Genomic DNA, 23,543 nt, shown 5'->3' on the forward strand with positions numbered 1-23,543 from the left:
CGAATGGCTAAGTTTAAACTTGCGCTGGGTATCCTGGCTTCCCTGCTGTTTGCACTGGCGCCGGCTGCGGCCGTGCACGCCAAGGAAGCGAACGGCAAATCCTCAGCCTCCAAGAAACAGAACACCAAGAAAGTCAAAGTCGTGCTGCGCAAGAGCGCGACGGCCGCGCCGCGCGAAAAGAGCGTGCGCCGGGTTGTCATGGTGCGCGGCAAACGCAAGGTCATCTATCAAAAAATCAGCAGCGTGGCCGTGCCCATGGCCGCGCCGATGCCCACCATGGGCGACCTGGCGGGCCTGAACCTCACGCGCGATCCGCTCGACCTCAAGTCGAGCGTGGCGCTGGTGCTGGACCAGAACAATTCGGAAGTGCTGTTTGAAAAGAATTCGAATGTGGCCCTGCCCATCGCCTCCATCACCAAGATGATGACGGGCCTGGTGGTCGTCGAAGCGCATCAGGACATGGAGGAACTGCTGACGATCACGGACGAGGATGTCGATCGCGCCAAGTTCAGCAGCTCGCGCCTGAAAGTGGGTTCGCAATTGACGCGCGCGAATATGCTGCACATCGCCTTGATGAGCTCGGAAAACCGTGCCGCCTCGGCGTTGGGCCGTAATTATCCGGGCGGCTTGTCGGCGTTTGTCGACGCGATGAACAGCAAGGCGCGCCAGCTGGGCATGATGGATACGCATTACGTCGATTCCAGCGGCTTGTCGAAGATGAACGTGGCCAGTGCGCGCGACCTGGGCAAGCTGGCCATGGCCGCCTTCCGCCATCCGCTGCTGCGCGAGTACTCGACGGACCCGAAAGCCATCGTCGAAGCCAGCGGCCAGCCCATGCAGTTTGGCAATACGAATCACCTGGTGGCGAATCCCGGCTGGGAAATCGGCTTGCAAAAGACGGGCTTTATCAATGAGGCGGGACGTTGCCTGATGATGCAGGCTGTCATCGAAGGACGGGCCGTGATCATGGTCTTCCTCGATTCCAAGGGAAAACAGTCGCGCACGGCCGATGCGGGGCGCATGCGCAAGTGGCTGGAAGCCCTCAAGCCTGCCAACATGAGCTTGCCTGGCGGCTAAAAGAAACAGGGCAGCGTTGCTGCTCTGTTTCTTTAGTCTTGGGGTATAAAACCCAAAGTCACTGAAATCTGGTTCGCCGTTTCCACCAGGTCCACCAGCCACTCATCCTGCAGGCGGTCGGCTGGCGCCGAGATCGACAGGCCGGCGATCAGCTTGCCTGTATCGTCGCGGATGCCGGCGGCCATGCAGCGCACGCCCAGTTCCAGCTCTTCATTGTCGCGCGCATAGCCGCGCTCGCGCACCAGGCTCAGTTCGCGCTCGAGCTTTTGCAGATCCGTGATGGAATTCTTGTTGTGTCCGGCCAGGCCCGTGCGCGTGGCGTACGCGCGGATGGCTTTCGGCTCGTCCACGGAGAGGAACAGCTTGCCGGTCGAGGTCAGGTGCAGCGGGCCGCGGCCGCCGATGGCGCGCACCACCTGCATGCCCGAGCGTTCGGAAAAGGCACGGTCGATGTAGACGATCTCATCGCCCTGGCGCACGGACAGGTTGATCGTTTGCTGGGTTTTCTTGTGCAGCTGGCGCATGAAGTCCAGCGCCGCTTCGCGCACGCTGAGGCGGCTTTTCACCACATTGCCCAGTTCCAGCAGGCGCATGCCCAGCCGGTAGGTGCCCGGTTCGATGCGGTCGACAAAGCGCGTCAGCACCATGTCGTTGAGGATGCGGTGCGCCGTCGAGGGATGCAGGCCTGATACTTTGGACAATTCCTTCAGGCTGACCGGGTCGGAATATTTGGCCAAGGCATCGAGCAGGGCGACCATGCGTTCGATGACCTGGATCGTCGTCTTCGGGGCAGCGACCGGTTCAATTTTCATGATGGCTTTGGTGCAATGCAGTATTCATCCTTCTTTATACCATGATGTGAAAAAATAGTGAAATGTTCCGAGATAGATAGCGAATAAATTGTCACAATCCCTATTGTGCCCGTCATAATGCGTGGATAGCATGTGCTTTGAACCATGGAAAACTATGCAACCTGTAAATGAATTCAAGAGCAAAAGCGGCTTGAAACGGATTTTCTCCGCCTTTTTCTACTCGCTCGATGGCTTGAAAGCGGCCTGGCGCCACGAACATGCGTTCCGGCAGGAACTGGGCCTGTTCGTCGTCGGCACGGTGATCGCCTTGCTGCTGCGCGTTTCCGCGTTTGAAAAGCTGGTGCTGATCGGCGTGCTGCTGCTGGTGCTGATCGTCGAACTGATCAATTCGGCAATTGAAGCCGTGGTTGACCGCATTTCGCTCGAACGTCATCCGCTGTCGAAAAACGCCAAGGACTTTGGCAGCGCCGCCGTGCTGCTGACCTGCATCCTGGCCTTCGCCACCTGGGCCGTCATTTTGTTTAACCGTTTTTATTAACTGCTAAATCCCCGTTGCGCGCCGTCCATATGTGAAAAACGCATATCAAACGGCGAAACGCTTCGTTCTCTTTGCGGCCATGGCGCCGTAATCTGGTGGCTCTGCAAGTTCAACCACACGGGGATCTTAGATGCTGTCGAAAAAAATCATCATTGCCGCCGCCATCAGCGCGTTTGCCATTCTGCAAACGGCGCAGGCTGCCGATATCACCCTGCTCAACGTGTCGTACGACCCGACGCGCGAGCTGTACCAGGATGTGAATACGGCGTTTGCCAAGGAGTGGAAAGGCAAGACGGGCGACAACGTCAAGATCAAGCAATCGCACGGTGGTTCGGGCAAGCAGGCGCGCGCCGTCATCGACGGCCTGGAAGCGGATGTCGTCACCTTGGCCCTGGCCTATGACATCGATGCGCTGGCCGAGCACAAGCTGCTGGCTGGCGACTGGCAAAAGCGTTTGGCGCACAACAGCTCGCCTTACACCTCGACCATCGTCTTCCTGGTGCGCAAGGGCAACCCGAAAGGCATCAAGGATTGGAACGACCTGATCAAGCCAGGCGTCTCCGTCATCACGCCGAATCCGAAAACCTCGGGCGGCGCCCGCTGGAACCATCTGGCCGCGTGGGGTTACGCGCTGCGCCAGCCGGGCGGCAACGAAGCGAAGGCCAAGGATTTCCTCGGCAAGCTGTATAAAAACGTGCCCGTGCTCGATTCCGGCGCGCGCGGCGCCACCACCACGTTCGTCGAGCGCGGCATCGGCGACGTGCTGATCGCCTGGGAAAACGAGGCTTACCTGGCCGTCAAGGAACTGGGCCCGACCAAGTTCGACATCATCACGCCATCCGTCAGCATCCTGGCCGAGCCGCCCGTCGCCGTCGTCGACAAGTTTGCCGACAAGCATGGCACGCGCAAGGTGGCCGAGGCTTACCTGAACTACCTGTACACGGATGAAGCGCAAGACATCATCGCGAAGAATTACTACCGTCCGGCAACGGACAAGGCGGCGAAGAAATACGCGTCGCAGTTCGCCAAGGTCAACCTGTTCACCATCGAGCAAGTGGCGGGCGGCTGGACGGCGGCACAGAAGGCGCACTTTGCCGACGGCGGCATCTTCGACCAGATCTACCAGCCTAAGTAATACCGGATGGCACGATTGCCAGACCGTTACTAAAAGGACACATCATGGCGCTGCGCAGCTTTTCCGATTACCGGGTACTGATCGTGCCGGGCTTGCATAACAGCGGTCCCGAGCATTGGCAGAGCCGCTGGCAGCGCCTGTATCCGCAATTCGAGCGGGTCGAGCAGGATGACTGGAACGCGCCCGACCTGGCCACCTGGTCGGCGCGGCTGGACCAGGTGCGGCGGCAGGATGCGCGCCCGACCCTGATCGTCGCCCACAGCTTCGGCTGCCTGACGACGGCGCACAGCCTGGCCCGCGATCCGCAGGGCGTGGCCGGCGTGCTGCTGGTGGGACCAGCCGATCCCGACAAGTTTGGCGTGGCAAAGGCATTGCCGCAAAAGCGGCTGCCTTGCCCCGGCATCCTGATCGCCAGCCAGACCGATCCGTGGATGACGGCCGAACACGCGGCGCAGTGGGCACGGCGCTGGAATTGCAAGTATATTGATGGCGGTGCGCTGGGCCATATCAACGCCGAGTCGCGCCTTGGCGACTGGGTCTACGGCCAGGCGCAATTGCAAACGCTGTTTGATCTGGCGCAAAGCGACAAGCGCCACCGTCAGGCAGCCTGATTCGACCAACATCCCGATACACAACCTCACAGGAGATCACGATGACTTTACGCCTGGGCGATGTCGCCCCTGATTTTGAACAAGACAGCTCGATCGGCCCGCTCAAGTTCCACGAGTGGGCGGGCAATTCCTGGGTGGTGCTGTTTTCCCACCCGGCCGATTTTACCCCCGTATGCACGACGGAATTGGGCTTGACGGCCAAGCTCAAGCCGGAATTCGACAAGCGCAACGTGAAGGCCATCGCCCTGTCCGTGGACGCGGCCGAGTCGCACAAGAGCTGGATCAAGGATATCGAAGAGACGCAAAACACGGTCGTGGGCTTCCCCATCATCGCCGACGTCGACAAGAAAGTGTCGGTGCTGTACGACATGATCCATCCGGAACAGTCCGTCACGGCCACCGTGCGCTCCGTCTTCATCATCGACCCGAACAAAAAGGTGCGGCTGATCCTCACGTATCCGCTGAGCACGGGCCGCAACTTCAATGAAATCCTGCGCGTCATCGACGCCTTGCAACTGACGGACGGCTATACGGTGGCCACGCCAGGCAACTGGAAAGACGGCGACGACGTCATCATTCCATTGACCGTGCAAGACCCGGACGTGATCAAGCAGAAGTATCCGAAGGGCTTTACGGCAGCCAAGCCATACCTTCGTTTGACGCCGCAGCCGAACAAGTAAGAACGGGGTCAGTCGCTTCGCGATTGAAATGCGTCCTACTAGGACGCATTTCCCCGTCGGGTCTGACCCCAGCCGTCAAGGTGTTGGGTTAAGTGTGTGCCCACCCCAACCCCCACCCCAAAAGCCGGGGTCGGACCCGCAGGGTCCGACCCCTTTTTTTCGCCCATAGATTCCGCCAGCAAGTATGCAAAATCCATCTAAGCAAATGAGAAATGGTTAGTTCTTTTTATAACGGTTGCATGTGATTATTGCGCCCTATAACTCAAAAATGTAATAAGAAGGGGTTTCTATGTCTGCAGCATCAGCAGCACCGCTCAAGGCGCGCGGAGCGCCGTTTCGGGTCATGCCGGGGTTTAAGCTGTCTCTGGGCTTCACGCTCTTTTACCTGGCCCTGATCGTTCTCATCCCGCTGTCGTCGGTGTTCCTGAAGACCTTCACCATGACATGGGATGCCTTCTTCAGCGCCGTTACGTCCGACCGCGTGATGGCGTCCTACCGCCTGACGTTTGGCGCGTCGTTGATCGCCGCCCTGTTGAACGTGGTGTTTGGCGGCATCCTGGCCTGGGTGCTGGTGCGTTATAAATTCCCCGGCAAGCGCATCATCGACGCGCTGGTCGACTTGCCGTTCGCCTTGCCGACGGCCGTGGCCGGCATCACCCTGACGGCCCTGTATTCCTCAAATGGCTGGTTCGGCCAGTTCATCGAAGGTGTGCTGGGCATCAAGGTGGCGTTCACGCCGCTGGGCGTGGTGGTGGCGCTGACCTTCATCGGCTTGCCTTTCGTCGTGCGTACGGTGCAACCGGTGCTGGAAGACGCGGAAAAGGAACTGGAAGAAGCGGCAGCCAGCCTGGGCGCCAATTCCCTGCAAACGTTTATCCGCGTCATCTTCCCCACGATCTTGCCGTCCTTGCTGACGGGCTTTGCGCTGGCCTTTGCCCGCGCCACGGGCGAGTACGGTTCCGTGATCTTTATCGCCGGCAATATGCCGATGGTGTCGGAAATCACGCCGCTGTTCATTATTACCAAGCTGGAACAATACGATTACGCAGGCGCCACGGCCATCGCCGTGGTGATGCTGGTGGTCTCCTTTTTGCTGTTGTTGACGATTAACCTGCTGCAAGCATGGACGCGCGGAAAGGCGAAGAAATCATGAGTACGAATACGACTGCCGCCGCTGGCGTGGACAAGGCGCTGCCGACAGCGCGCCGCTTCGAACCGAATGTCGGCCCCGTTGTGCTGGAACCATTGTGGGTACGAACGGTATTGATCACCATCGCCTTGCTGTTCCTGACAGCCTTCCTCATCGTGCCCCTGGTGGCCGTGTTTGCGGAAGCGTTCAAGAAGGGCTGGGAAGCGTATATCGCCGCCATCATTGATCCGGACGCGATTTCCGCGATTAAATTGACCCTGATCACGGCCGCCATCGCCGTGCCGCTGAACCTGGTATTCGGCGTGGCCGCTTCCTGGTGCATCGCCAAGTTCGAGTTCCGCGGCAAGAGCATCTTGCTGACCCTGATCGACTTGCCGTTTTCCGTCTCGCCCGTCATTTCCGGCCTGATCTACGTGCTGATGTTTGGTGCCCAAGGCTGGTTCGGCCCGTGGCTGCAGGCGCACGACATCAAGATTTTGTTTGCCGTGCCCGGCATCGTGCTGGCCACCATCTTCATCACCTTCCCGTTCGTCGCGCGTGAATTGATCCCGCTGATGCAGTCGCAGGGCAGCGAAGAGGAAGAGGCCGCCATCGTGCTGGGCGCGTCGGGCTGGAACACTTTCCGCCGAGTCACCTTGCCGAATATCAAGTGGGGTCTGCTGTATGGCGTGATCCTGTGTAACGCCCGCGCCATGGGCGAGTTCGGCGCCGTGTCCGTGGTCTCCGGCCATATCCGCGGCGAAACGAACACCATGCCGCTGCAAGTGGAGATTCTGTACAACGAGTACAACTTCGCCGCCGCATTTGCCGTCGCCTCCCTGCTGGCCTTGCTGGCCTTGGTGACCCTGGCCTTGAAAGCTTTCATTGAGTGGCGTTTGAACGAGAGCGACGCCGACGATTCCGCCTTACGTTCTACGGAGCACTGACATGACCATCGCAGTTAAAAACATCCACAAGCGTTTTGGCGATTTCGTCGCCCTCGACAATATCTCGCTGGACTTTCCCGCCGGCGAACTGACGGCCCTGCTGGGTCCGTCCGGTTGCGGCAAGACCACCTTGCTGCGCATCATCGCGGGCCTCGAACATCCGGACAGCGGGCAAGTGCTGCTGGACGCGGAAGATGCGTCGAACCGCCACGTGCGCGAGCGGCAAGTCGGTTTCGTCTTCCAGCACTATGCGCTGTTCAAGCACATGACCGTGTTTGAAAACGTGGCCTTCGGCTTGCGCGTGAAGTCGCGCAGCGAGCGCCCGTCGGAAGACCAGATCCGCCGCAAGGTCAAGGATTTGCTGGAACTGGTGCAGCTGGACTGGCTGGCCGACCGCTATCCGCCGCAGTTGTCGGGCGGACAACGCCAGCGTATCGCCCTGGCGCGCGCCTTGGCCGTGGAGCCGCGCGTGCTGCTGCTTGACGAACCGTTCGGCGCCTTGGATGCCAAGGTGCGCAAGGAATTGCGCCGCTGGCTGCGCCGCCTGCATGACGACTTGCACGTCACCAGCATTTTCGTCACGCATGACCAGGAAGAAGCGCTGGAAGTGGCCGACCAGGTCGTGCTGATGAACAAGGGCACCGTCGAGCAGCTGGGTTCCCCGGAGCAAGTCTACAACCACCCGGCGTCCCCGTTCGTCTACGGCTTCCTCGGCAACGTCAACCTGTTCCACGGCCGCGTGCATGACGGCGTGATGGCGACGGGCGACGCCAGCTTCGAAGTGCCTGATTATGCGGGCGTGAGCGACAGCAAGGGCACGGCTTATGTGCGGCCGCATGACCTGGAAATCGACCGCTACACGCAGGGCGCGGAAGGCATCGTCGTGAAACTGAGCCGCGCCCATGCGATCGGTCCGCTGGCCCAGCTGGACTTGCAGCGCGTCGATAACAGCGAGCTGATCGAAGCGGTGATGTCGAACGAGCGTTTTACGCATCTGCAGCTGAAAGAAGGCGAGACGTTAGTTGTCCGCCCGAAACGTCTGCACGTGTTCGTTGAACCGACAAGAACCTGAGAGGCTGGAACACTATGAATTTTCAACAACTGCGTTCGATCCGCGAAGCGGCCCGCCGCGGCTATAACCTGACGGAAGTGGCCAACGCCCTGTTCACGTCGCAGCCGGGCGTGAGCCGGCAAATCCGCGAACTCGAGGACGAGCTGGGCGTGGTGATTTTCGAGCGCAACGGCAAGCGCTTGACGGGTTTGACGGAGCCGGGCAAGGGCATCCTGAAGATCGTCGACCGCCTGTTGATCGAGGCGGAAAACCTGCAGCAGGCCAGTCTCGAATACAGCGGCCAGACCAGCGGGACGTTATCCGTGGCGGCCACGCACACACAGGCGCGCTATGCGTTGCCGAAAGTGGTGCAGGGCTTCCGCGCCGCTTTCCCCGAGGTCCGCATCGCGCTGCAGCAAAGCGCGCCCGAACACATCGCGGAATGGGTGCTGTCGGGCAAGACCGATATCGGCATCGCCACGGAAGGCTTGAGCCAGTTTCCCGACCTCGTGTCGTTTCCGTGCTACCGCTGGAGCCATCTGATCGTCGTGCCGGACGGCCACCCGCTGCTCGAGCACTCGCCGATCCGCCTGGAAGACCTGGCGAAATACCCGTTGATCACCTACGACAAGGGGTTCACGGGACGCGGCCATATCGACGATGCATTCGCCAAGGCGGGCGTGACGACCGACATCATTTTGACGGCCATGGATTCGGACGTCATCAAGCAGTACGTGGCGCTGGGCTTGGGCGTGGGCATCGTGGCTTCGATGGCCTTCGATCATGGCCGCGACAAGGGGCTAAGGGCCGTGGAAGCGTCGCACCTGTTCGCCACCAACACGACGCGCCTGGCCGTGCGGCGCGGCGCCTACCTGCGCGCCTACGCCTACGAGTTCATCCTGCAGCTGGCGCCGGACTTGACGCGCGAAGACATCGACCGCGCCATGGCGGGAGAGGAAGCGCTCTAGGCGATGGCCGCCCGCTGCGTGCGCGTCAGGCTGGCCACGGCGCGCGCGTGGCTATCTTGCACCAGTTCCGCCAGGTAATCGGCGGGGAAGCGCGCCACGTCGACGATGGTCACCCAGTGAAAGCGGCCCATGTAGCGGGCCGGTTTGACGCCGGGCATGTCCGTCAGTTCGATAAAGCGCTCGGCGCTGACTCGCAGGCTGAAGCGCCACTGCTCGGGTGCGCTGGTCTTGAAATAGGCAAATTTCTTGCCGCTTACTTCACACACGAGGATGTTCGACGGCGGGCCATGCAGCACGGCTTGCACGCCGGGCAGGGCCGCACAAAATTGCTTCAGTTCATCTGTTGTCATTCGTCCACCGCCATGAATTGTTGCGTGTTGTGGTCGAAGGCATAGGCCGATCCGGCGGGCGCATCCAGCAGCGCAATACAACGATCGTCCACGCTGAGCACGGCGCCCAGCGATACGAGGGCCACGTTGGCGCTGTCGTTCATGTAGTCGTCGCTTTCGTCGTTGGCCGTGAAGCGCCAGCCGCTGTCGTCGTCGTTGTCCGGTTCCTCGCGGTAGAGATAGCCGACGGGCGCGCCGTCTTCCAGCACTTTTTTCGTCACGAAGCACAGGCCCGCGTAGCGGTTGACGAGGTTATCATCATCGTCGTGCTGGGTATTGATGATGTGGCGCGCCGCGAAGGCGATGGGGTCTTTCGCCTGCAAATCGGTGATGTAGCCGGGCATGTTGTCGAGCTTGCCAGTGAAGTGCCCATGCGGCTCGACCGTATCGACCAGCACCCACATGCGCTCGGCACCCGGCGCTTGCGGGTCGTCGCTGTGGAAGGCGAAGATCAGCTTGACCACTTCGCCGGGGCGCACCTGGGCGATGGCCTCGGGCGGTGATTTATAAAAAGTATAGGGATGGCGCGCCGCCAGTTCGGCGGCGTCGGCCAGGTGCCAGCTGGGCATGGTGGTCCGTCATCGGAGTCGAAGAGCTCCCATGGTAGCTGATTGCCCGCCGGCCTGGCTACTCCCTACGCCAGTTCAGGCTGCCTTGCGGGCAAACAGCCTGGCCGCCAGCAGTACGCCGGCCGCGCCCATGACCCAGGCCGTGGTGCTGCTGGAAAAACCGACCAGCGTATTGGCGGCGATCTTGCCCGCTTGCGGCTTGACCAGGGCCATGCGGCGCTGAGTCATCTGTGCGCCCAGCTCGCTCAAGCGCCTTGCTGTCAGCTGCGTCTCGGCTTCCGGCAGCAGCACGGTTTCTTCATCGGCGACATGGTGCAGCACGCCGCGCATCATTTCCAGCAGCAGGGTGTCATGGCGCGTGGTCGCCGCATCGGTTGCGCGCAATTCGGCGATCAGGCGGCGCATTTCCTGGTGCTCTGGCACGCTTTTCTGGCGAACCGCGGCATCGCCGTCCAGCTGGCGCATCTGCGGATAGAAAATTTCCTCTTCCAGCTGCGCGTGGATGTCCAGTGCGCTACAGATGGTTTCTGCCAGGGCTTTTTTGACGGCAGGTTTTTTGCTGGTGGTGTACTGATGGAAGGCCAGCAGCACGTGGCTATGGTCGAAGCGGATCATGTCGGTGATGGAGGGACTCAATTTGCTTAAAGTCAGCATGGCGTGCTCCGTGATGGATGTCGGCAGGAGCATGCATGATAGGGCGCGGCGAGGGGCCGTCCGGCAGGAAGCATGGCGTTTGTCTGCGCTGGCGCAAGACGGCGTGCGATAAAGTCGGCCGGGCTTGCCTGAACGGCGCATGCGTCTGTGTGCATTAACAACACTTCCATCCAGTCAGCAGGTTTCGTCGTCCCGGTTGTACGAAGCATGACACTACGCAAAGCAGGCTAATGCATTCAATGCATGAGACCGATTGAAATTTTCAATGACTCAAGATGTTTCTTTTATTGCATTTTGATTTCCTGAATGATATCTTTTGTCCAATCGCAAAGAAGCGTAATAAAAATATAAACAACATTGTAATTTTTGAAATTCATCAATAGGGGAAACTATGAATATGACTAAACGTGCTGTACTGGGTCTCTGCCTTGCTGTCTCGGCTTGCCTGGCGCCATTGGCCCAAGCTGCGAGCTGGGTGGAAATTACCGATCCTGCCATGAGCGGCTTCGCTGTGGGCAGCAAGACCGTCACCTACGGCAGCGTGGCAGCGGACTCGGTCTGGGTCTATGACGGCGCCAACCCGTCGGGCGCGCAAAGTGCGGCCGCCATCAAGAGCTTGGTCAGCAGCAAATTTGGTCTGCCATCGAGCGGCACCGGTTCGCTGGTCTTGGCCGCCCAAGGCGACCTGGTCAGCAGCAAGTCCGGTTCGTTCACCGTCAACTCCAGCTTCGACTACCTGGCCGTGCATTATGGCCGTGGCGAACTGTTGTTCCACTGGGACACGCCGCTGGCCGCCAATACGGTTTTCAGCCTGGGCAACCTGCCGCGTGGCCTGAGCAATTTCCGCGCGTTCAATTCGGTCTCGGCAGTGCCTGAGCCAGCGACCTACGGCATGATGCTGCTGGGCCTGGGCCTGGTCGGTTTTGCCGCGCGCCGCCGCCGCGCCTGAGCCTGATGCGCCTGCGGGCGCAAGACGTGAAAAAGCCCGGAAACGCGTTATGCGTTCCGGGCTTTTTGCATGGCAGAGCGCTATTTACCAGCTATAGCCAGCCTTGGCGTAGTAGTAGCGGCCGTTGAAACCGTTCGGCGCGAAAATGCTGTAGGGCTGGGTGCCGTTGACGTTCAGGTTGCCGGCGCTCGTCACTTGCGCCGGGTAGCGGTTGGTCACGTTGTCGATGCCGGCCACGAGGCGCCAGTTCTTGCCCAGTTTCACGGAACCGGACACGTCCAGCACCCATTGCGGGTCATACGTCTGGTCCAGCTTGACGTCGTTCTGCGGCACGGTGAAGCTGCCGTAGCGCGTCACGACGCCATGCGCATTCCAGATGCCGAAGCCGTAGTCGGCGGCCAGGCTGAACTTGTCCTTTGGCGACGCCACCGTGATGCGGTCGATGCTCTGGCGGTCGATCAGTTTCAGGTTGTTGGCCGTCAGGATGGCCGGATTGTCGGCGATTTTCTGTACCTTGCTCTTGTTGTGGTTGTACGCCACGGTGAGGTCGAGACGGTCCTTGTCCTGCAGGTCGATGCGGTAGGTGCTGACGATGTCGACGCCTTCCGTGCGCGTATCGACGGCGTTGGTGAAATAGCGTCCCGAGCCCACAGGCGTGCCTTGCGCGGCCAGGACGCTTTTCAAGGCATTGTTGAGGACCAGATTGGCCGAGAACAGGATGCGGTTGTCGATGTCGATGCGGTAGGCATCCACCGTCGTCGTGAAGTTGCGGTTAGGCTGGAACTGCAGGCCCAGGCTGTAGTTGCGGGCCTTTTCCGGTTTCAGATCCTGTGCACCGAGGGCGCGTGCCTGCGGCGTGTTGACGGCGAAGGTACCCGTCTCGATCGGCGTGTTGATGCCGTTGACGACCTGGAAGTTGGTCGTGGTGATGGTGTAGTACTGCTGCGCCAGCGATGGCGCGCGGAAGCCGCTCGATACGGTACCGCGCAGGGACAAGGCGTCCGTGAACGCATAGCGCGCGGAACCCTTGGCCGAGGTGGTGCTGCCGAAATCGCTGTAGCGCTCATGGCGCAGGGCCACGCCGCCCGACAGTTTCTTCGTCGCTTCCGCTTCCAGGTTCACATAGATCGACTCGTTGTGGCGCGAGTGGCTGCCCGCGTTGGCAGGACGGAAGCCGGCAAAGCCTTGCGAGCCGCCGCCCGTGTACGACGCTTCGTCGCCAGCGCCGATGCTGTACTTTTCATGACGCGCTTCGGCGCCCACGGCCACCGTCAGCGGACCCGTAAAGTAAGAGACGGGAAATTCGCGCGCGGCATCGAGGTTGAATATGGTCTGTTCATTTTTCAGCGAGCCGGCATAGAAATGCGTGGGGCTGTTCGCGCCCAGCGACTGGTTGACCGTGTTGTCGAGATCCAGTTCGAACTTGTTGCTGCCGTAGTTCAGGCTGGCATCCCAGCGCCAGCCGGCCGCCTCGCCGCGCAAGCCCGTGACGATGGACTGGTCCGTCAGGGTGCTGTTTTGCAGCGGCAAGAAGCCTTCCGGGAACAGCGGCGTGCGCTGGATGAACTGCTTCGAATTATTCGGGTCCGCGATCAGCGCCGTGCGCCAGGTGGCGGCGGCCGACGTATCTCGCTTGCCATAGTTGCCGAAGGCGTACCAGTCGATATTGTCGTTGATGCGGTATTCGCTGTTGAGGAAAATCGTCGCCGGCTTGCTTTCCGGATCGCCATAACGCTGGTTGACCTTGCCGTAGCGTGGCTCCAGCGGATTGCGGAAGTCGGCGCCGGCGCGGTTGGTCGGATCGCGTTCCGCCACTTCCGCCGAGACGCGCACCCAGCCGTCGTCGCCGAGCGCGAAGCCGGCCGAGCCCTTGATGGATTTCTGCTTGCCGTCGCGTTCCTGCGTCTGGCCATAGCCCACCTCGACGTCGCCGCCGGCCGCGCCTTTTTTCAGGATGATGTTGATTACGCCGGCAATCGCATCGGAACCATACTGGGCCGCCGCGCCATCGCGCAGCACTTCCACGTGGTCGATGGCGGCCAGCGGGATGGCGTTCAGGTCGACGGGCGCCGAGCCGCGGCCCAGCGAACCGTTGACGTTGACGACGGCCGACGTGTAGCGGCGCTTGCCGTTCACCAGCACCAGGGTCTGGTCGGGCGACAGGCCGCGCAGCTGGGCCGGACGCACGGCGTCGCTGGCGTCGGCGCCCGTGGCGCGGGCAAAGTTCAGCGATGGCAGCAGGCGCGCCAGCACGGTCGCCAGCTCGCCCGAACCCGTGCTTTGCAGGTCGCGCGATGTGAGGATGTCGATCGGCGATTCGGAATCGATGGTGCGGCGGTTCTTGGCGAAGGTGCCGGTGACCACCACCGATTGCAATTCGCCTTCGGCCGGCAGCTCTTGCTGCGCTTGCGCCTGCATCGGCAGGCTGAAGCAGGCGACCAGGCTGGCGGCGATAACGGTTTTGACGGGGAGGGCGGGAAGCTGGGAGCGGGCGGTGCTTGAACTCATCGACGATATCTCTTCGGTTGGTGGTTGCGCGGACCATGGCGGTCCGATGATGCAATCAGATTAACAGTGGGAACGCGGCGTGCTTACGAATCGTTCTGTCTATCGATATGCAATAAATATCTGAAAGACGTCAACATGGCGCGAGTAGCGCATATGGCCTCGTTTCCAGCATACGACCGGGCAAGGCAAGGCCGCAATGCTGCACAGCAGTAAATTGCCAGCTGTTGTATAAATACGACTATCTGCGATGAGGGGGAGCCTGGCGGCGGCCTGCGCCGCCAGGAGGGGCGCGCTTACTGCCCAGGGTTGGGCAGGCTGGCGTGGATGGCGTCGACGGCCGCCACGAGGTCCGGCGACAGGCTGACTTGATGGGCATCGATATTTTGCTGCAACTGCGCCACGCTGGTGGCGCCGATGATGGTCGAGGCCACGAACCAGCGCGAGTAGCACCAGGCCAGCGCCAGCTGCGCCGGCGTCAAGCCGTGCGCGCGGGCCAGCGCCGCATACTGGGCGGCTGCCGCTATGGTAGCGGGGCGCACGTAGCGGGGACTCCAGCCGGGCGGGAAAATCGTCAGGCGGCCCCTGGCTTGCGAATCGTCGAGGTATTTCGCCGTCAGCTGGCCGAACGCCAGCGGGCTGTAGGCCAGCAAGCTGACATTTTCCCGGTGGCAGGTCTCGTCGAGCAAGCTCGTCTCGAAATGGCGCGCCGTCAGGTTGTACAGGTTCTGGATCGAGGCGATGCGCGGCAAGCCTTTCAGCTCGGCCTGCTTGATGTATTCGCACACGCCCCACGACGATTCGTTCGACACGCCGATGTGGCCGATCTTGCCCTCGTCGACCAGCTTGCCCAGCACGGCCAGCGTGTCTTCGATGGCGACCGACGCGTGTTCCTTGCGCGGGTTGTACACGCTGGCGCCGAAGATGGGCAGGTTGCGGCTGGGCCAATGCAACTGGTACAGGTCGATGTGCTCCGTCTGCAGCCGGCGCAGGCTGTCCTCGACGGCGGCGCGGATGTTGACGGCGTCGTGGTCCGTCTTGCCATTGCGTATCCAGTGCATGCGCGAGTTCGGCCCGGCCACCTTGCTGGCCAGCACGATCTGGCTGCGCTTGCCGCTTTTCTTCAGCCAGCTGCCGATGTAGCGCTCGGTGCTGCCCTGCGTTTGCGCGCTGGCCATCACCGGATACATCTCGGCCGTGTCGATGAAGTTGATACCGCGTTCGAGCGCGTAATCGAGCTGGCTGTGCGCTTCGGCTTCGCTATTCTGCTCGCCGAAGGTCATCGTGCCCAAGCAGATCGTGCTCACTTCCAGGCTGCTGGAACCCAGCTTGACCTTGTCGATCATTTCGCCTGCTTGCCGCGCAGCGCGCGGGCGCAATCCTTGATCAGGGCGGGGCCCGCGTAGATCAGGCCGCTGTACAGCTGCACCAGCTGCGCACCCGCTTCGAACTTGGCCACGGCGTCCAGGCCTTGCATGATGCCGCCCACGCCGATGATGGGCAGCGCGTCGCCCAGTTCCGCTTTCAGCAAACGGATGACATTGTTCGACAGTTCGAACACGGGCGCGCCGGACAGGCCGCCCGCTTCCGCGCCGTGCGGCATGCCTTCGACGGCGCTGCGCGACAGGGTCGTGTTGGTGGCGATGACGCCGTCGATCTGGTGGCGCGTGAGCGACTCGGCGATGCTTTTCACCTGTTCGCCATCCATGTCCGGCGCGATTTTCAGGGCTAGTGGCACGTAGCGCTTGTGCTTGTCCGCCAGGCGCGCCTGGGCTTCCTTGAGTTGCGACAGCAGGGCGTCGAGTTCGGACGCGCCCTGCAACTGGCGCAGGTTTTTCGTGTTCGGCGACGAGATGTTCACCGTCACATAGCTGGCGTACGGATAGACCTTTTCCAGGCACAGCAGGTAATCGTCGGCCGCCCGCTCGATGGGCGTGTCGGCGTTCTTGCCGATGTTCAGGCCCAGCACGCCCGCGCGGTTCTGGTAGAACTTCGACGCCTGCACGTTGGCGACAAAGGCGTCCACGCCGCCATTATTGAAACCCATGCGGTTGATGATGCCCTGCGCCTGCGGCAGGCGGAACATGCGCGGTTTCGGATTGCCCGCCTGCGCGCGCGGCGTGACGGTGCCCACTTCGATGGAACCAAAACCCAGGTCGGCCAGCGCGTCGATATAGGCGCCATCCTTGTCCAGACCGGCGGCCAGGCCGACCGGGTTGGGGAAGGTGATGCCCATCACCGTGCGCGGGTCCGCCGCCGGTTTGCCGGCCAGCTTCGTCAGGCCCAGCGCGCTGGCGCGTTTCAGGGCGGGCAGGGTCAGATGGTGGGCCGCTTCGGCATCCATCGAGAACAGCAGCGGGCGGGCGAGGGAGTACAGGAATTTTTCAGACATGGGGCGCTTTGAGTAGGTGTGCGGGCCGCCGGGAAGGGCTGGCGGTGCGCGAAATAAGTGCCGTATTTTACCGTGTTCCGCACGGCTGCCGGGTGTATAGTTCTCTTTGGTCTAAAGCAACATTGATTCATTCATAATTTGCATTGGGCCGCGGACCTTTCTGTTTTTTCTCTGTTCTGTTGACTTCATAAGCGAGACATCGATTGAAAAAGACACGCATCTTGACGGCCATCGCGGCCGCCAGCGCACTGCTGCTGAGCCACCCGGCCCTGGCCCTGCCCAATACGCAAGACACCCGCATGCTGAGCGAACCGGCCGTCTCCAGCCGCCACATCGCCTTCATCTATGCGGGCGATTTGTGGCTGTCGAACCTCGATGGCGGCGGCGCGCGGCGCCTGACGTCCGACCTGGGCGACAAGTCCAATCCCGTGTTTTCGCCCGACGGCAGCCTGATCGCGTATAGCGCGAATATCGACGGCAATGTCGACGTGTACGTGATCGCCGCGGCCGGCGGCGTGCCGCGCCGCCTGACCTTCCATCCGGGCGCGGACCTGGCGCAGTCGTTCACGCCCGATGGCCAGTCCGTGATGTTTACCTCGCCCCGCGCCGCCTTCAACAACCGCTTCCAGAAGCTGTTCACGGTACCGGTGGCGGGCGGCGTGGAAACGCAGCTGGAAATCCCGAACGCGTCGCGCGCCACGTATTCGCCCGATGGCAAGCGCATCGCGTACAACCCGCTGGCGCCCGCCTTCAAGCAGTGGAAGCGCTACCGGGGCGGCACCAATTCCTGGCTGTGGCTGTTCTCGTCCGCCGATAAATCGATTGAAAAAATCCCCCAGCCGACGACGCGCTCGAACGACGTCGACCCGATGTGGATAGGCGACACCGTGTACTTCCGCTCCGACCGCAACGGCGAATTCAACCTCTTTGCGTATGACGTGAAAACGAAGGCCGTGCGCCAGCTGACGCGGCATGCGGATTTCCCCGTGCTGAACGCGTCGGCCGCGAACGGTAAGATAGTCTACGAGCAGGCCGGCTATCTGCACGCGTTCGACATCGCCAGCGGCCAGGCGCACAAGCTGACCATCGGCGTGGCCAGCGATCTGGGGCAGACACGCCCCCGCTGGGTCAAGAACGCGAAATACATCCGCGACGCGTCGATTTCGCCATCGGGCGCGAGGGTCGCCTTCGAGTACCGGGGCGAGATCGTCACCATCCCCGCCGACAAGGGCGACGTGCGCAATCTGACGCAGACGGCCGGCGCCCACGAGCGTACGCCGATCTGGTCGCCCGATGGCCGCTCGGTCGCATATTTCTCGGACGAGTCGGGCGAATATGAATTGCATGTGCGGGCGCAGGATGGCAAGGGCGCCGTGCGCAAATTTAAGCTCAATGGCAGCGGCTTCTATGACAACGCCGTCTGGTCGCCCGACAGCAAAAAGATCGCGTTTGCCGACAATGGCTGGAGCATGTACGTGATCGACGTCGGCACGGGCAAGGTGCAGAAGGTCGCCACGGAACCGATGTATGGCGTCGACAAGAGCATGCGCGCCTCATGGGCGCCCGACTCGCGCTGGCTGGCCTACACGCTCAATTCGCCCACCTACACGCGCAGCGCCTACATCTATTCCGTCGAGCAGAACAAGTCGATGCCGGTGACCGACGGCCTGTCCGACGTGGCCGAACCTGTGTTCGACAAGAGCGGCAAATACCTGTACTTCTTCGCGTCGACGAATGCGGGGCCCAGCAACAACTGGTTCTCGCAGCAGAATGAAGACAACCTGGTGACGCGCACCGTGTGGATGGCCGTGTTGCGGCGCGACTTGCCGTCGCCCCTGATCAAGGAAAGCGACGAGGAAAAGGCCGCCAGCACGGACGCGAAAAAAGACACGGCCAAGGCGGAAGCGGAGCCGAAGACTGAACCGAAGATCGATCCGAAGACGGGCCGCGACGATCCGAAAGTGGCCGTGGCGCCTGTGGCGCCGATCAGCATCGATTTCGACGGCATCGCCACGCGCATCGTCGACTTGCCGCTGCCGGCCGCGCAGTTTTCCAGCCTCGCCGCCGGTGCCGCGGGGCAGATCTTTTTGCTGCGCGAAAGCGATGGCAAGAAGGCCGTGCAGCGCTTCGATCTGAAGGAGCGCAAGGCGGAAACCGTGGTGGCCGAAGCCGATGATTTCGAAGTGTCGGCCGACGGCAAGAAGCTGCTGTACCGCCAGAAGGATAACTGGGCCATGGGTTCCGCCACGGGCAAGCTGCTGATGCCGGGCGAAGGCAAGATCAAGGTCGACGCCATCGAAGTAAAAGCCGACCCGCGCGCCGAATGGACGCAGATTTTCAACGAAGTGTGGCGCATCAACCGCGATTATTTCTATGATCCGGGCATGCATGGCGTGGACTGGAAAGCCATGCGCGACAAGTACGCCGTGTTCCTGCCCGAGCTGTCGAGCCGCGCGGACCTGAACCGCCTGATCCAGTGGATGTGCAGCGAGCTGGCCGTGGGCCATCACCGCGGTGGTGGCGGCGACGATTTTATCGAGGCGAAGAAGGTGCCGGGGGGCTTGCTGGGCGCCGACTATGACGTGAGCGATGGCCATTACCGCTTCAAGAAAGTGTATGGCGGTTTGAACTGGAATCCGGCCCTGCGCGCGCCGCTGACGGAGCCGGGCCTGAACGTCAAGGCGGGCGAATACCTGCTGGCCGTCGACAGCCGCCCGCTGGCGCCGCCGACGAATATCTACAGCGCCTTCGAGAACACGGCCGGCAAGGCCATCGACCTGACCGTGGGCCCATCGGCCGACGGCAAGGGCGCGCGCACGATCACTGTCGTGCCCGTGCCCACCGAGGACGCCTTGCGCAACCGCGACTGGATCGAAGGCAATATGCGCAAGGTCAATGCCGCCACAGGCGGCAAGGTGGCGTACGTGTACGTGCCGAATACGGCGGGCCTGGGCCACACCTACTTCAAGCGCTATTTCTTCCCGCAGGCGGACAGGCAGGCCATCATCGTCGACGAGCGTTTCAATGGCGGCGGCAGCGTGGCCGATTACTACATCGAGATCCTGCAGAAGAAGGAAATCGCCTGGTGGACCATGCGCTACGGCGCCGACATGAAGACGCCGTCCGCGTCGATCCAGGGACCGCGCGCCATGCTGATCGACGAGACGGCCGGTTCGGGCGGCGACCTGCTGCCGTGGATGTTCCGCAAAAATAACTTGGGCCCGCTGATCGGCAAGGCCACGTGGGGCGGCCTGGTGGGCATCCTCGGCTTCCCCGTGCTGATGGATGGCGGCACCATCACGGCGCCGAACCTGGCGTTCTGGACCCGCGAAAACGGCTGGGGCGTGGAAAACGAAGGCGTGCCGCCCGATATCGAAGTCGAGCAAACGCCGGCCGACGTCATCGCCGGCCGCGATCCGCAGCTGGAAAAAGCGATTGAAGTGATCCAGGCCGAGCTGGCGAAAAACCCGCCCGTGCTGCCCAAGCGTCCGGCGTTTCCGGACAAGAGCAAGTGAAAGAGTAGGTCGGATTAGCGGAGCGTAATCCGACAATATTGTTGGCGCCGCCGGTGGTGTCGGATTACGCGCTTGCGCGCTAATCCGACCTACCAACTGCCCCCACCGACATGCGCCTGGTTTTACATCACCACCCACTGTCCTTTGATTCTGGCTTCCAGCGGCTTGAAGTTGATTTTATAGGCCATCTTCGGGCTCTGCGCGATCCAGTAGCCGAGATACACATACGGCAGCCCCAGCTCGCGCGCCTGGGCGATCTGCCACAGTACGTTGTAGGTGCCGTACGAGGCACCCGGCACGTCCGGGTCGAAGAACGTGTAGACGGACGACAGGCCGTCGGCCAGCACGTCGATGATGCTGACCATGCGCAGGATACCGTCGGCATCGCGGAACTCCACCAGGCGCGTGTTGACCCGGCTTTGCAGCAGGAATTGCGCATACTGGTCGCGGCTGTCCTGGTCCATGCCGCCGCCCGCGTGGCGCGTGCTCTGGTAGCGCAGATACAGTTCGTAGTGTTCGTCGAGGAAGGACAGGGTGGCCACGCCCGCTTGCAGGCCGGCGTGCCGGCTCCAGGCGCGGCGCTGGTTGCGGTTGGGCGTGAAATCGCCCGTCACCACGCGCACGGGGATGCAGGCCTGGCAGCCGTCGCAATACGGGCGGTAGGTAAAAATGCCGCTGCGGCGAAAGCCGTTGCGCACCAGTTCCGAATACACGTCGCTGTTGATCAGGTGCGAAGGCGTGGCTACCTGCGAGCGGGCCTGGCGGTCGTCCAGGTAGCTGCACGGGTACGGTGCCGTCGTGTAGAACTGCAGGGTGGCAAACGGTAGTTCGTTCAGGTGCGTCATGCTGATCCTGTCTGGTCTGTCCGCGGCGGTGTGCCTTGATCTATCATAGCTTTTTTACGCCGGGGGCGCAGCATGCCAATCGGTGATTTGCGCTGCTTCAATGGCGATCCGTACATGGGCCAGGAAGCGCGCGCGCGAAATGGGCGCCGCGCCCAGCGAGGCCAGGTGTCTGGTTTCTTGCTGACAGTCAATCATGGCCACGCCGCGCGCCTGCAAAAACCGTACGAGGTGGGCCAGCGCGATCTTCGAGCCATCGGAAACGCGGGCGAACATCGATTCGCCATAGAACATGCGGCCGATCGACACGCCATACGCGCCGCCCACCAGTTCACCGTCAAACCACAGTTCCGACGAATGCGCGTAGCCCAGCTTGTGCAAGCCCGTGTAGCCGGCGATGATTTCGTCCGAAATCCAGGTGCCCGGGCCATCCTTGCGCGGTGCCGCGCAGGCGCGCATGACGGCCTCGAAATCGCCGTCGAAGCGCAGCTGCCAGCGGCCATCCGTGGCGGCGCTGCGCTCGACCTTGCGGATCGCCTTGGCCAGGCTGTCGGACACCTTGAAGTCTTCCGTCATCAGCACCATGCGCGGATCGGTGCTCCACCACAGGATGGGCTGGCCTTCGGAAAACCAGGGGAAGATGCCGCGCCGGTAGGCGTCGAGCAGGCGCGCGGGCGACAGGTCGGCGCCGGCCGCCAGCAGGCCGGGCGCCTCGTCGGTCAGGGCGTGCGAGACGTCGGGGAACGGGGTGTGGATGTCGAGCCAGGGAATCATGCGGCGTGGTGGCTTACTCTGCGTCCGCGCGCGCCATCGGGCGCGTGATGTCGCCCGTATGGACGCCGTAGCTGCCGCCTTCGCGGATTTTCACGCGGTCGGCAAAGAACAGTTCCAGGGTGGCGCGGATGGTGGGGAAGGCCAGGTCATCCCAGGGAATCTGCGCTTCCGTAAACAGCTGCACGTCCAGGCTTTCGATGCCGGGCGCGAAATCGAGGTCGCGCAAACGCGCCAGGTAGAACAGGTGCACCTGGTGCACGCGCTGCACGTTGAGCAGCGAAAACAGGGGGCCCAGTTCGATATTCGCGCCCGCTTCCTCCACCGTTTCGCGTTCGGCCGCGTCGGACGTCGTTTCATCGTTTTCCATGAAGCCGGCCGGCAGCGTCCAGTAACCGAGGCGCGGCTCGATGGCCCGCTTGCACAGCAAGACCTGCAGCTGCCCATCTTCTTCCCAGACGGGAATCGAGCCGACCACCATTTTCGGGTTCTGGTAATGGATGGCGTCGCAGTTGGCGCACACATAGCGGGGACGGTTGTCGCCTTCCGGAATGGACAGGCTGACAGGATGGGCGCATTCGGAGCAGAATTTCATGGGCAGCTTAGGATAAGAGATGTCTCGTGTAACGCTTACTGTACACCGATTGCGTGCCGCGTGGCGAGCAGCGCAGGCACGATTGGCTGCCGCTCGTGCCGCCTGCGTATTCATTAGATTGGTCTATTACGGTTGAATTTGAGATAGCTATTGCCTAAGCCACCCGTTTGCCCTTATAATTCTTGTGCGGGGTGGAGCAGTCTGGCAGCTCGTCGGGCTCATAACCCGAAGGTCACAGGTTCAAATCCTGTCCCCGCAACCAATACCGGAAAGCCGCTGATACTTGCAAAAGATCAGCGGCTTTTTTCATTCTCAAGCCGCCCATGCCGCTCTTCCAGCCGCCTGCCGCGATTAGCTCCCCGCAGTGCAGCAAACTGGTATATAATTCGCCTGCGGGGTGGAGCAGTCTGGCAGCTCGTCGGGCTCATAACCCGAAGGTCACAGGTTCAAATCCTGTCCCCGCAACCAATTCGAAGCCGCTGGTTCCTCGCAAGAGGGCCAGCGGTTTTTTCGTTGTGCGCCTCGTTGTGCGCCTCGTTGTGCGCCTCGTTGTGCGCCCCGTTTACTCCGGCGCCTGGCGCGCATACACGACCAGGCGCAAGTGGCGGTCCGCATCGATGGTCAGCGAGGTGTGTTCATAGGCGACCTGCTCGCCGTCGATTGTCAGCTGGCGCACGCCTGCACACGGCGCATGCACGTCGTGGCGGCGCCACCACAGCTTGAATTCGGGCGAGACTTTTTCCAGTTCCTGCACCAGCGCGTGGATATCGGCTTCCTGCGTGGCGCGCGCATAGTCGCGGCGAAAGCTCGACAGCATCAGCGGCGCCTGCTCTTCCCAGGCCGTGAAGCGTGAGCGCAGCAGCGGGTCGGTAAACAGCAGCCACAGCAGATTGCGGCGCGAGGCGGCATGCGCGGCGAAGCCGAACAGCGCGTCCGCGTCCGCATTGAACGCCAGTACGTCCCAGCGCAGGTTGAGCACATAGGCCGGATGCGCCAGCTCGTGCATCAGGCGGCGCACCGGCGGCGGCACCACGCAAAACGTCTTGCCTTCTTCTGCTGGCGGACGCGCATGCGCGAGCAGGAACAGGTGGCGCCGTTCGCCCGCGTCCAGTTTCAGCACTTCGGCCAGCTTGTCGAGAAAGGCGCTCGAGACGCCGATGTCGCGCCCTTGCTCGAGCCACGTGTACCAGGTCAGCCCCACGCCGGCCAGCGCCGCCACTTCTTCGCGGCGCAGGCCGGGCGTCCTGCGCCGTCCGCCGCCGGGCAAACCCACGTCCTCGGGCGACAGCCGCGCGCGCCTCGCCTGCAGGTAGGCGGCCAGTTCGTGGCGGGTGCGGGCTAAAGTGCGCATGGTACGGTCTTTCCGGTGAGCCTGTTGCTATCAGTAATAGCATAAACAGTTAAATTGTAATTG

22 protein-coding genes and 2 tRNA genes are annotated in these 23,543 nt (G+C 62.0%); 13 read left to right on the top strand and 11 right to left on the bottom strand.

Going from position 1 to position 23,543, the window contains the following annotated elements; translation table 11 throughout:
- Positions 1–3 precede the first annotated feature (3 nt).
- Complete coding sequence (gene pbpG, locus SKZ59_RS04025) at positions 4–1,077, top strand: D-alanyl-D-alanine endopeptidase (RefSeq protein ID WP_034747497.1); 1,074 nt, start codon at positions 4–6, stop codon at positions 1,075–1,077.
- A 32-nt stretch (positions 1,078–1,109) separates the two neighbouring features.
- Here pbpG and SKZ59_RS04030 read toward each other — a convergent pair whose 3' ends face one another.
- A complete protein-coding gene (locus SKZ59_RS04030; RefSeq protein WP_034747499.1) occupies positions 1,110–1,889 on the bottom strand; it encodes an IclR family transcriptional regulator in 780 nt (259 codons plus the stop codon).
- A gap of 154 nt (positions 1,890–2,043) precedes the next feature.
- On the opposite strand from SKZ59_RS04030, the gene SKZ59_RS04035 reads away from it, so the two are divergent.
- From SKZ59_RS04035 to SKZ59_RS04070, 8 genes are all read left to right on the top strand, one after another.
- Positions 2,044–2,427, top strand: a complete 384-nt coding sequence (locus SKZ59_RS04035; RefSeq protein WP_034747502.1) for a diacylglycerol kinase — start codon at positions 2,044–2,046, stop codon at positions 2,425–2,427.
- Positions 2,428–2,557: 130 nt separating this feature from the next.
- Positions 2,558–3,562 (top strand): sulfate ABC transporter substrate-binding protein, encoded by a 1,005-nt coding sequence (locus SKZ59_RS04040; protein WP_034747505.1) that lies wholly within the window; start codon positions 2,558–2,560, stop codon positions 3,560–3,562.
- A 44-nt stretch (positions 3,563–3,606) separates the two neighbouring features.
- Positions 3,607–4,173, top strand: coding sequence for an RBBP9/YdeN family alpha/beta hydrolase (locus tag SKZ59_RS04045; protein WP_034747509.1), 567 nt, complete (start codon positions 3,607–3,609; stop codon positions 4,171–4,173).
- 41 nt (positions 4,174–4,214) lie between these two features.
- Positions 4,215–4,853: a peroxiredoxin gene (locus SKZ59_RS04050; RefSeq protein WP_034747512.1), complete on the top strand. Its 639-nt coding sequence runs from the start codon at positions 4,215–4,217 to the stop codon at positions 4,851–4,853.
- Between the two features lie 343 nt (positions 4,854–5,196).
- A complete protein-coding gene (gene cysT, locus SKZ59_RS04055) occupies positions 5,197–6,006 on the top strand; it encodes a sulfate ABC transporter permease subunit CysT (RefSeq protein ID WP_099408869.1) in 810 nt (269 codons plus the stop codon).
- The gene (cysW, locus tag SKZ59_RS04060; RefSeq protein ID WP_070301500.1) at positions 6,003–6,929 is read left to right on the top strand and encodes a sulfate ABC transporter permease subunit CysW; all 927 of its coding nucleotides are present in this window, start codon (positions 6,003–6,005) and stop codon (positions 6,927–6,929) included. Before cysT ends, cysW begins: the two co-directional genes overlap by 4 nt.
- A gap of 1 nt (position 6,930) precedes the next feature.
- Entirely contained in the window at positions 6,931–8,001 is a 1,071-nt protein-coding gene (locus SKZ59_RS04065; protein WP_034747519.1) for a sulfate/molybdate ABC transporter ATP-binding protein, read from the top strand.
- A gap of 14 nt (positions 8,002–8,015) precedes the next feature.
- On the top strand, positions 8,016–8,948 hold the full coding sequence (locus SKZ59_RS04070) for a CysB family HTH-type transcriptional regulator (RefSeq protein WP_070301441.1): 933 nt from the start codon (positions 8,016–8,018) through the stop codon (positions 8,946–8,948).
- On the opposite strand, the gene SKZ59_RS04075 is transcribed toward SKZ59_RS04070, so the two are convergent.
- The 3 genes from SKZ59_RS04075 to SKZ59_RS04085 all read right to left on the bottom strand — a co-directional run bounded on the left by SKZ59_RS04075 (position 8,945) and on the right by SKZ59_RS04085 (position 10,560).
- Positions 8,945–9,298 carry an MmcQ/YjbR family DNA-binding protein gene (locus tag SKZ59_RS04075; protein ID WP_319990903.1) on the bottom strand — a complete coding sequence of 118 codons (354 nt, stop codon included), beginning with the start codon at positions 9,296–9,298 and terminating at the stop codon, positions 8,945–8,947. The two genes, SKZ59_RS04070 and SKZ59_RS04075, sit on opposite strands and share 4 nt — an antisense overlap.
- Entirely contained in the window at positions 9,295–9,906 is a 612-nt protein-coding gene (locus tag SKZ59_RS04080; RefSeq protein ID WP_319990904.1) for a DUF2185 domain-containing protein, read from the bottom strand. Before SKZ59_RS04080 ends, SKZ59_RS04075 begins: the two co-directional genes overlap by 4 nt.
- A gap of 75 nt (positions 9,907–9,981) precedes the next feature.
- Positions 9,982–10,560 carry a hemerythrin domain-containing protein gene (locus SKZ59_RS04085; protein WP_175444482.1) on the bottom strand — a complete coding sequence of 193 codons (579 nt, stop codon included), beginning with the start codon at positions 10,558–10,560 and terminating at the stop codon, positions 9,982–9,984.
- 496 nt (positions 10,561–11,056) lie between these two features.
- Between SKZ59_RS04085 and SKZ59_RS04090 the strand changes: the two genes are divergently transcribed.
- Positions 11,057–11,509: an FxDxF family PEP-CTERM protein gene (locus tag SKZ59_RS04090; protein ID WP_034747531.1), complete on the top strand. Its 453-nt coding sequence runs from the start codon at positions 11,057–11,059 to the stop codon at positions 11,507–11,509.
- Between the two features lie 84 nt (positions 11,510–11,593).
- Here SKZ59_RS04090 and SKZ59_RS04095 read toward each other — a convergent pair whose 3' ends face one another.
- The 3 genes from SKZ59_RS04095 to SKZ59_RS04105 all read right to left on the bottom strand — a co-directional run bounded on the left by SKZ59_RS04095 (position 11,594) and on the right by SKZ59_RS04105 (position 16,406).
- Complete coding sequence (locus tag SKZ59_RS04095) at positions 11,594–14,017, bottom strand: TonB-dependent receptor (RefSeq protein WP_319990905.1); 2,424 nt, start codon at positions 14,015–14,017, stop codon at positions 11,594–11,596.
- A 293-nt stretch (positions 14,018–14,310) separates the two neighbouring features.
- Positions 14,311–15,357 (bottom strand): aldo/keto reductase, encoded by a 1,047-nt coding sequence (locus SKZ59_RS04100; RefSeq protein WP_072455732.1) that lies wholly within the window; start codon positions 15,355–15,357, stop codon positions 14,311–14,313.
- The gene (locus SKZ59_RS04105) at positions 15,357–16,406 is read right to left on the bottom strand and encodes a quinone-dependent dihydroorotate dehydrogenase (protein WP_128142159.1); all 1,050 of its coding nucleotides are present in this window, start codon (positions 16,404–16,406) and stop codon (positions 15,357–15,359) included. The genes SKZ59_RS04100 and SKZ59_RS04105 overlap by 1 nt, the downstream gene beginning before the upstream one ends.
- Positions 16,407–16,609: 203 nt before the next feature.
- On the opposite strand from SKZ59_RS04105, the gene SKZ59_RS04110 reads away from it, so the two are divergent.
- The gene (locus SKZ59_RS04110) at positions 16,610–19,921 is read left to right on the top strand and encodes a PDZ domain-containing protein (RefSeq protein ID WP_319990906.1); all 3,312 of its coding nucleotides are present in this window, start codon (positions 16,610–16,612) and stop codon (positions 19,919–19,921) included.
- A gap of 122 nt (positions 19,922–20,043) precedes the next feature.
- Here the strand turns inward: SKZ59_RS04110 and SKZ59_RS04115 are convergent, their stop codons facing one another.
- Genes SKZ59_RS04115 through SKZ59_RS04125 form a run of 3 tightly spaced genes read right to left on the bottom strand, consistent with a single transcriptional unit; the run spans position 20,044 to position 22,129 of the window.
- A complete protein-coding gene (locus SKZ59_RS04115) occupies positions 20,044–20,766 on the bottom strand; it encodes an arginyltransferase (RefSeq protein ID WP_034747551.1) in 723 nt (240 codons plus the stop codon).
- 54 nt (positions 20,767–20,820) lie between these two features.
- Positions 20,821–21,537 (bottom strand): leucyl/phenylalanyl-tRNA--protein transferase, encoded by a 717-nt coding sequence (gene aat / locus SKZ59_RS04120; protein ID WP_072455458.1) that lies wholly within the window; start codon positions 21,535–21,537, stop codon positions 20,821–20,823.
- A gap of 13 nt (positions 21,538–21,550) precedes the next feature.
- Complete coding sequence (locus tag SKZ59_RS04125) at positions 21,551–22,129, bottom strand: NUDIX hydrolase (RefSeq protein WP_034747557.1); 579 nt, start codon at positions 22,127–22,129, stop codon at positions 21,551–21,553.
- Positions 22,130–22,314: 185 nt separating this feature from the next.
- Here SKZ59_RS04125 and SKZ59_RS04130 point away from each other — a divergent pair.
- A tRNA-Met gene (locus tag SKZ59_RS04130) sits at positions 22,315–22,391 on the top strand.
- Between the two features lie 129 nt (positions 22,392–22,520).
- A tRNA-Met gene (locus SKZ59_RS04135) sits at positions 22,521–22,597 on the top strand.
- Positions 22,598–22,691: 94 nt separating this feature from the next.
- Here the strand turns inward: SKZ59_RS04135 and SKZ59_RS04140 are convergent.
- On the bottom strand, positions 22,692–23,480 hold the full coding sequence (locus SKZ59_RS04140; protein WP_319990907.1) for a helix-turn-helix transcriptional regulator: 789 nt from the start codon (positions 23,478–23,480) through the stop codon (positions 22,692–22,694).
- Positions 23,481–23,543 lie beyond the last annotated feature (63 nt).

Source organism: Janthinobacterium sp. GMG2 (assembly GCF_033949445.1).
GTDB lineage: Bacteria > Pseudomonadota > Gammaproteobacteria > Burkholderiales > Burkholderiaceae_D > Janthinobacterium > Janthinobacterium aestuarii.

Excerpts from the sequence above, each read along its gene's own strand:
- SKZ59_RS04125 (WP_034747557.1), bottom strand. The coding sequence starts at position 22,129 with ATGAAATTCTGCTCCGAATGCGCCCATCCTGTCAGCCTGTCCATTCCG.
- SKZ59_RS04050 (WP_034747512.1), top strand. The coding sequence starts at position 4,215 with ATGACTTTACGCCTGGGCGATGTCGCCCCTGATTTTGAACAAGACAGC.
- SKZ59_RS04065 (WP_034747519.1), top strand. The coding sequence starts at position 6,931 with ATGACCATCGCAGTTAAAAACATCCACAAGCGTTTTGGCGATTTCGTC.
- SKZ59_RS04105 (WP_128142159.1), bottom strand. The coding sequence starts at position 16,406 with ATGTCTGAAAAATTCCTGTACTCCCTCGCCCGCCCGCTGCTGTTCTCG.
- SKZ59_RS04140 (WP_319990907.1), bottom strand. The coding sequence starts at position 23,480 with ATGCGCACTTTAGCCCGCACCCGCCACGAACTGGCCGCCTACCTGCAG.
- SKZ59_RS04035 (WP_034747502.1), top strand. The coding sequence starts at position 2,044 with ATGCAACCTGTAAATGAATTCAAGAGCAAAAGCGGCTTGAAACGGATT.
- SKZ59_RS04080 (WP_319990904.1), bottom strand. The coding sequence starts at position 9,906 with ATGCCCAGCTGGCACCTGGCCGACGCCGCCGAACTGGCGGCGCGCCAT.
- SKZ59_RS04115 (WP_034747551.1), bottom strand. The coding sequence starts at position 20,766 with ATGACGCACCTGAACGAACTACCGTTTGCCACCCTGCAGTTCTACACG.
- SKZ59_RS04075 (WP_319990903.1), bottom strand. The coding sequence starts at position 9,298 with ATGACAACAGATGAACTGAAGCAATTTTGTGCGGCCCTGCCCGGCGTG.
- SKZ59_RS04070 (WP_070301441.1), top strand. The coding sequence starts at position 8,016 with ATGAATTTTCAACAACTGCGTTCGATCCGCGAAGCGGCCCGCCGCGGC.
- SKZ59_RS04085 (WP_175444482.1), bottom strand. The coding sequence starts at position 10,560 with ATGCTGACTTTAAGCAAATTGAGTCCCTCCATCACCGACATGATCCGC.
- aat (WP_072455458.1), bottom strand. The coding sequence starts at position 21,537 with ATGATTCCCTGGCTCGACATCCACACCCCGTTCCCCGACGTCTCGCAC.
- SKZ59_RS04095 (WP_319990905.1), bottom strand. The coding sequence starts at position 14,017 with ATGAGTTCAAGCACCGCCCGCTCCCAGCTTCCCGCCCTCCCCGTCAAA.
- SKZ59_RS04090 (WP_034747531.1), top strand. The coding sequence starts at position 11,057 with ATGAGCGGCTTCGCTGTGGGCAGCAAGACCGTCACCTACGGCAGCGTG.
- SKZ59_RS04030 (WP_034747499.1), bottom strand. The coding sequence starts at position 1,889 with ATGAAAATTGAACCGGTCGCTGCCCCGAAGACGACGATCCAGGTCATC.
- SKZ59_RS04045 (WP_034747509.1), top strand. The coding sequence starts at position 3,607 with ATGGCGCTGCGCAGCTTTTCCGATTACCGGGTACTGATCGTGCCGGGC.
- pbpG (WP_034747497.1), top strand. The coding sequence starts at position 4 with ATGGCTAAGTTTAAACTTGCGCTGGGTATCCTGGCTTCCCTGCTGTTT.
- cysT (WP_099408869.1), top strand. The coding sequence starts at position 5,197 with ATGCCGGGGTTTAAGCTGTCTCTGGGCTTCACGCTCTTTTACCTGGCC.
- SKZ59_RS04040 (WP_034747505.1), top strand. The coding sequence starts at position 2,558 with ATGCTGTCGAAAAAAATCATCATTGCCGCCGCCATCAGCGCGTTTGCC.
- cysW (WP_070301500.1), top strand. The coding sequence starts at position 6,003 with ATGAGTACGAATACGACTGCCGCCGCTGGCGTGGACAAGGCGCTGCCG.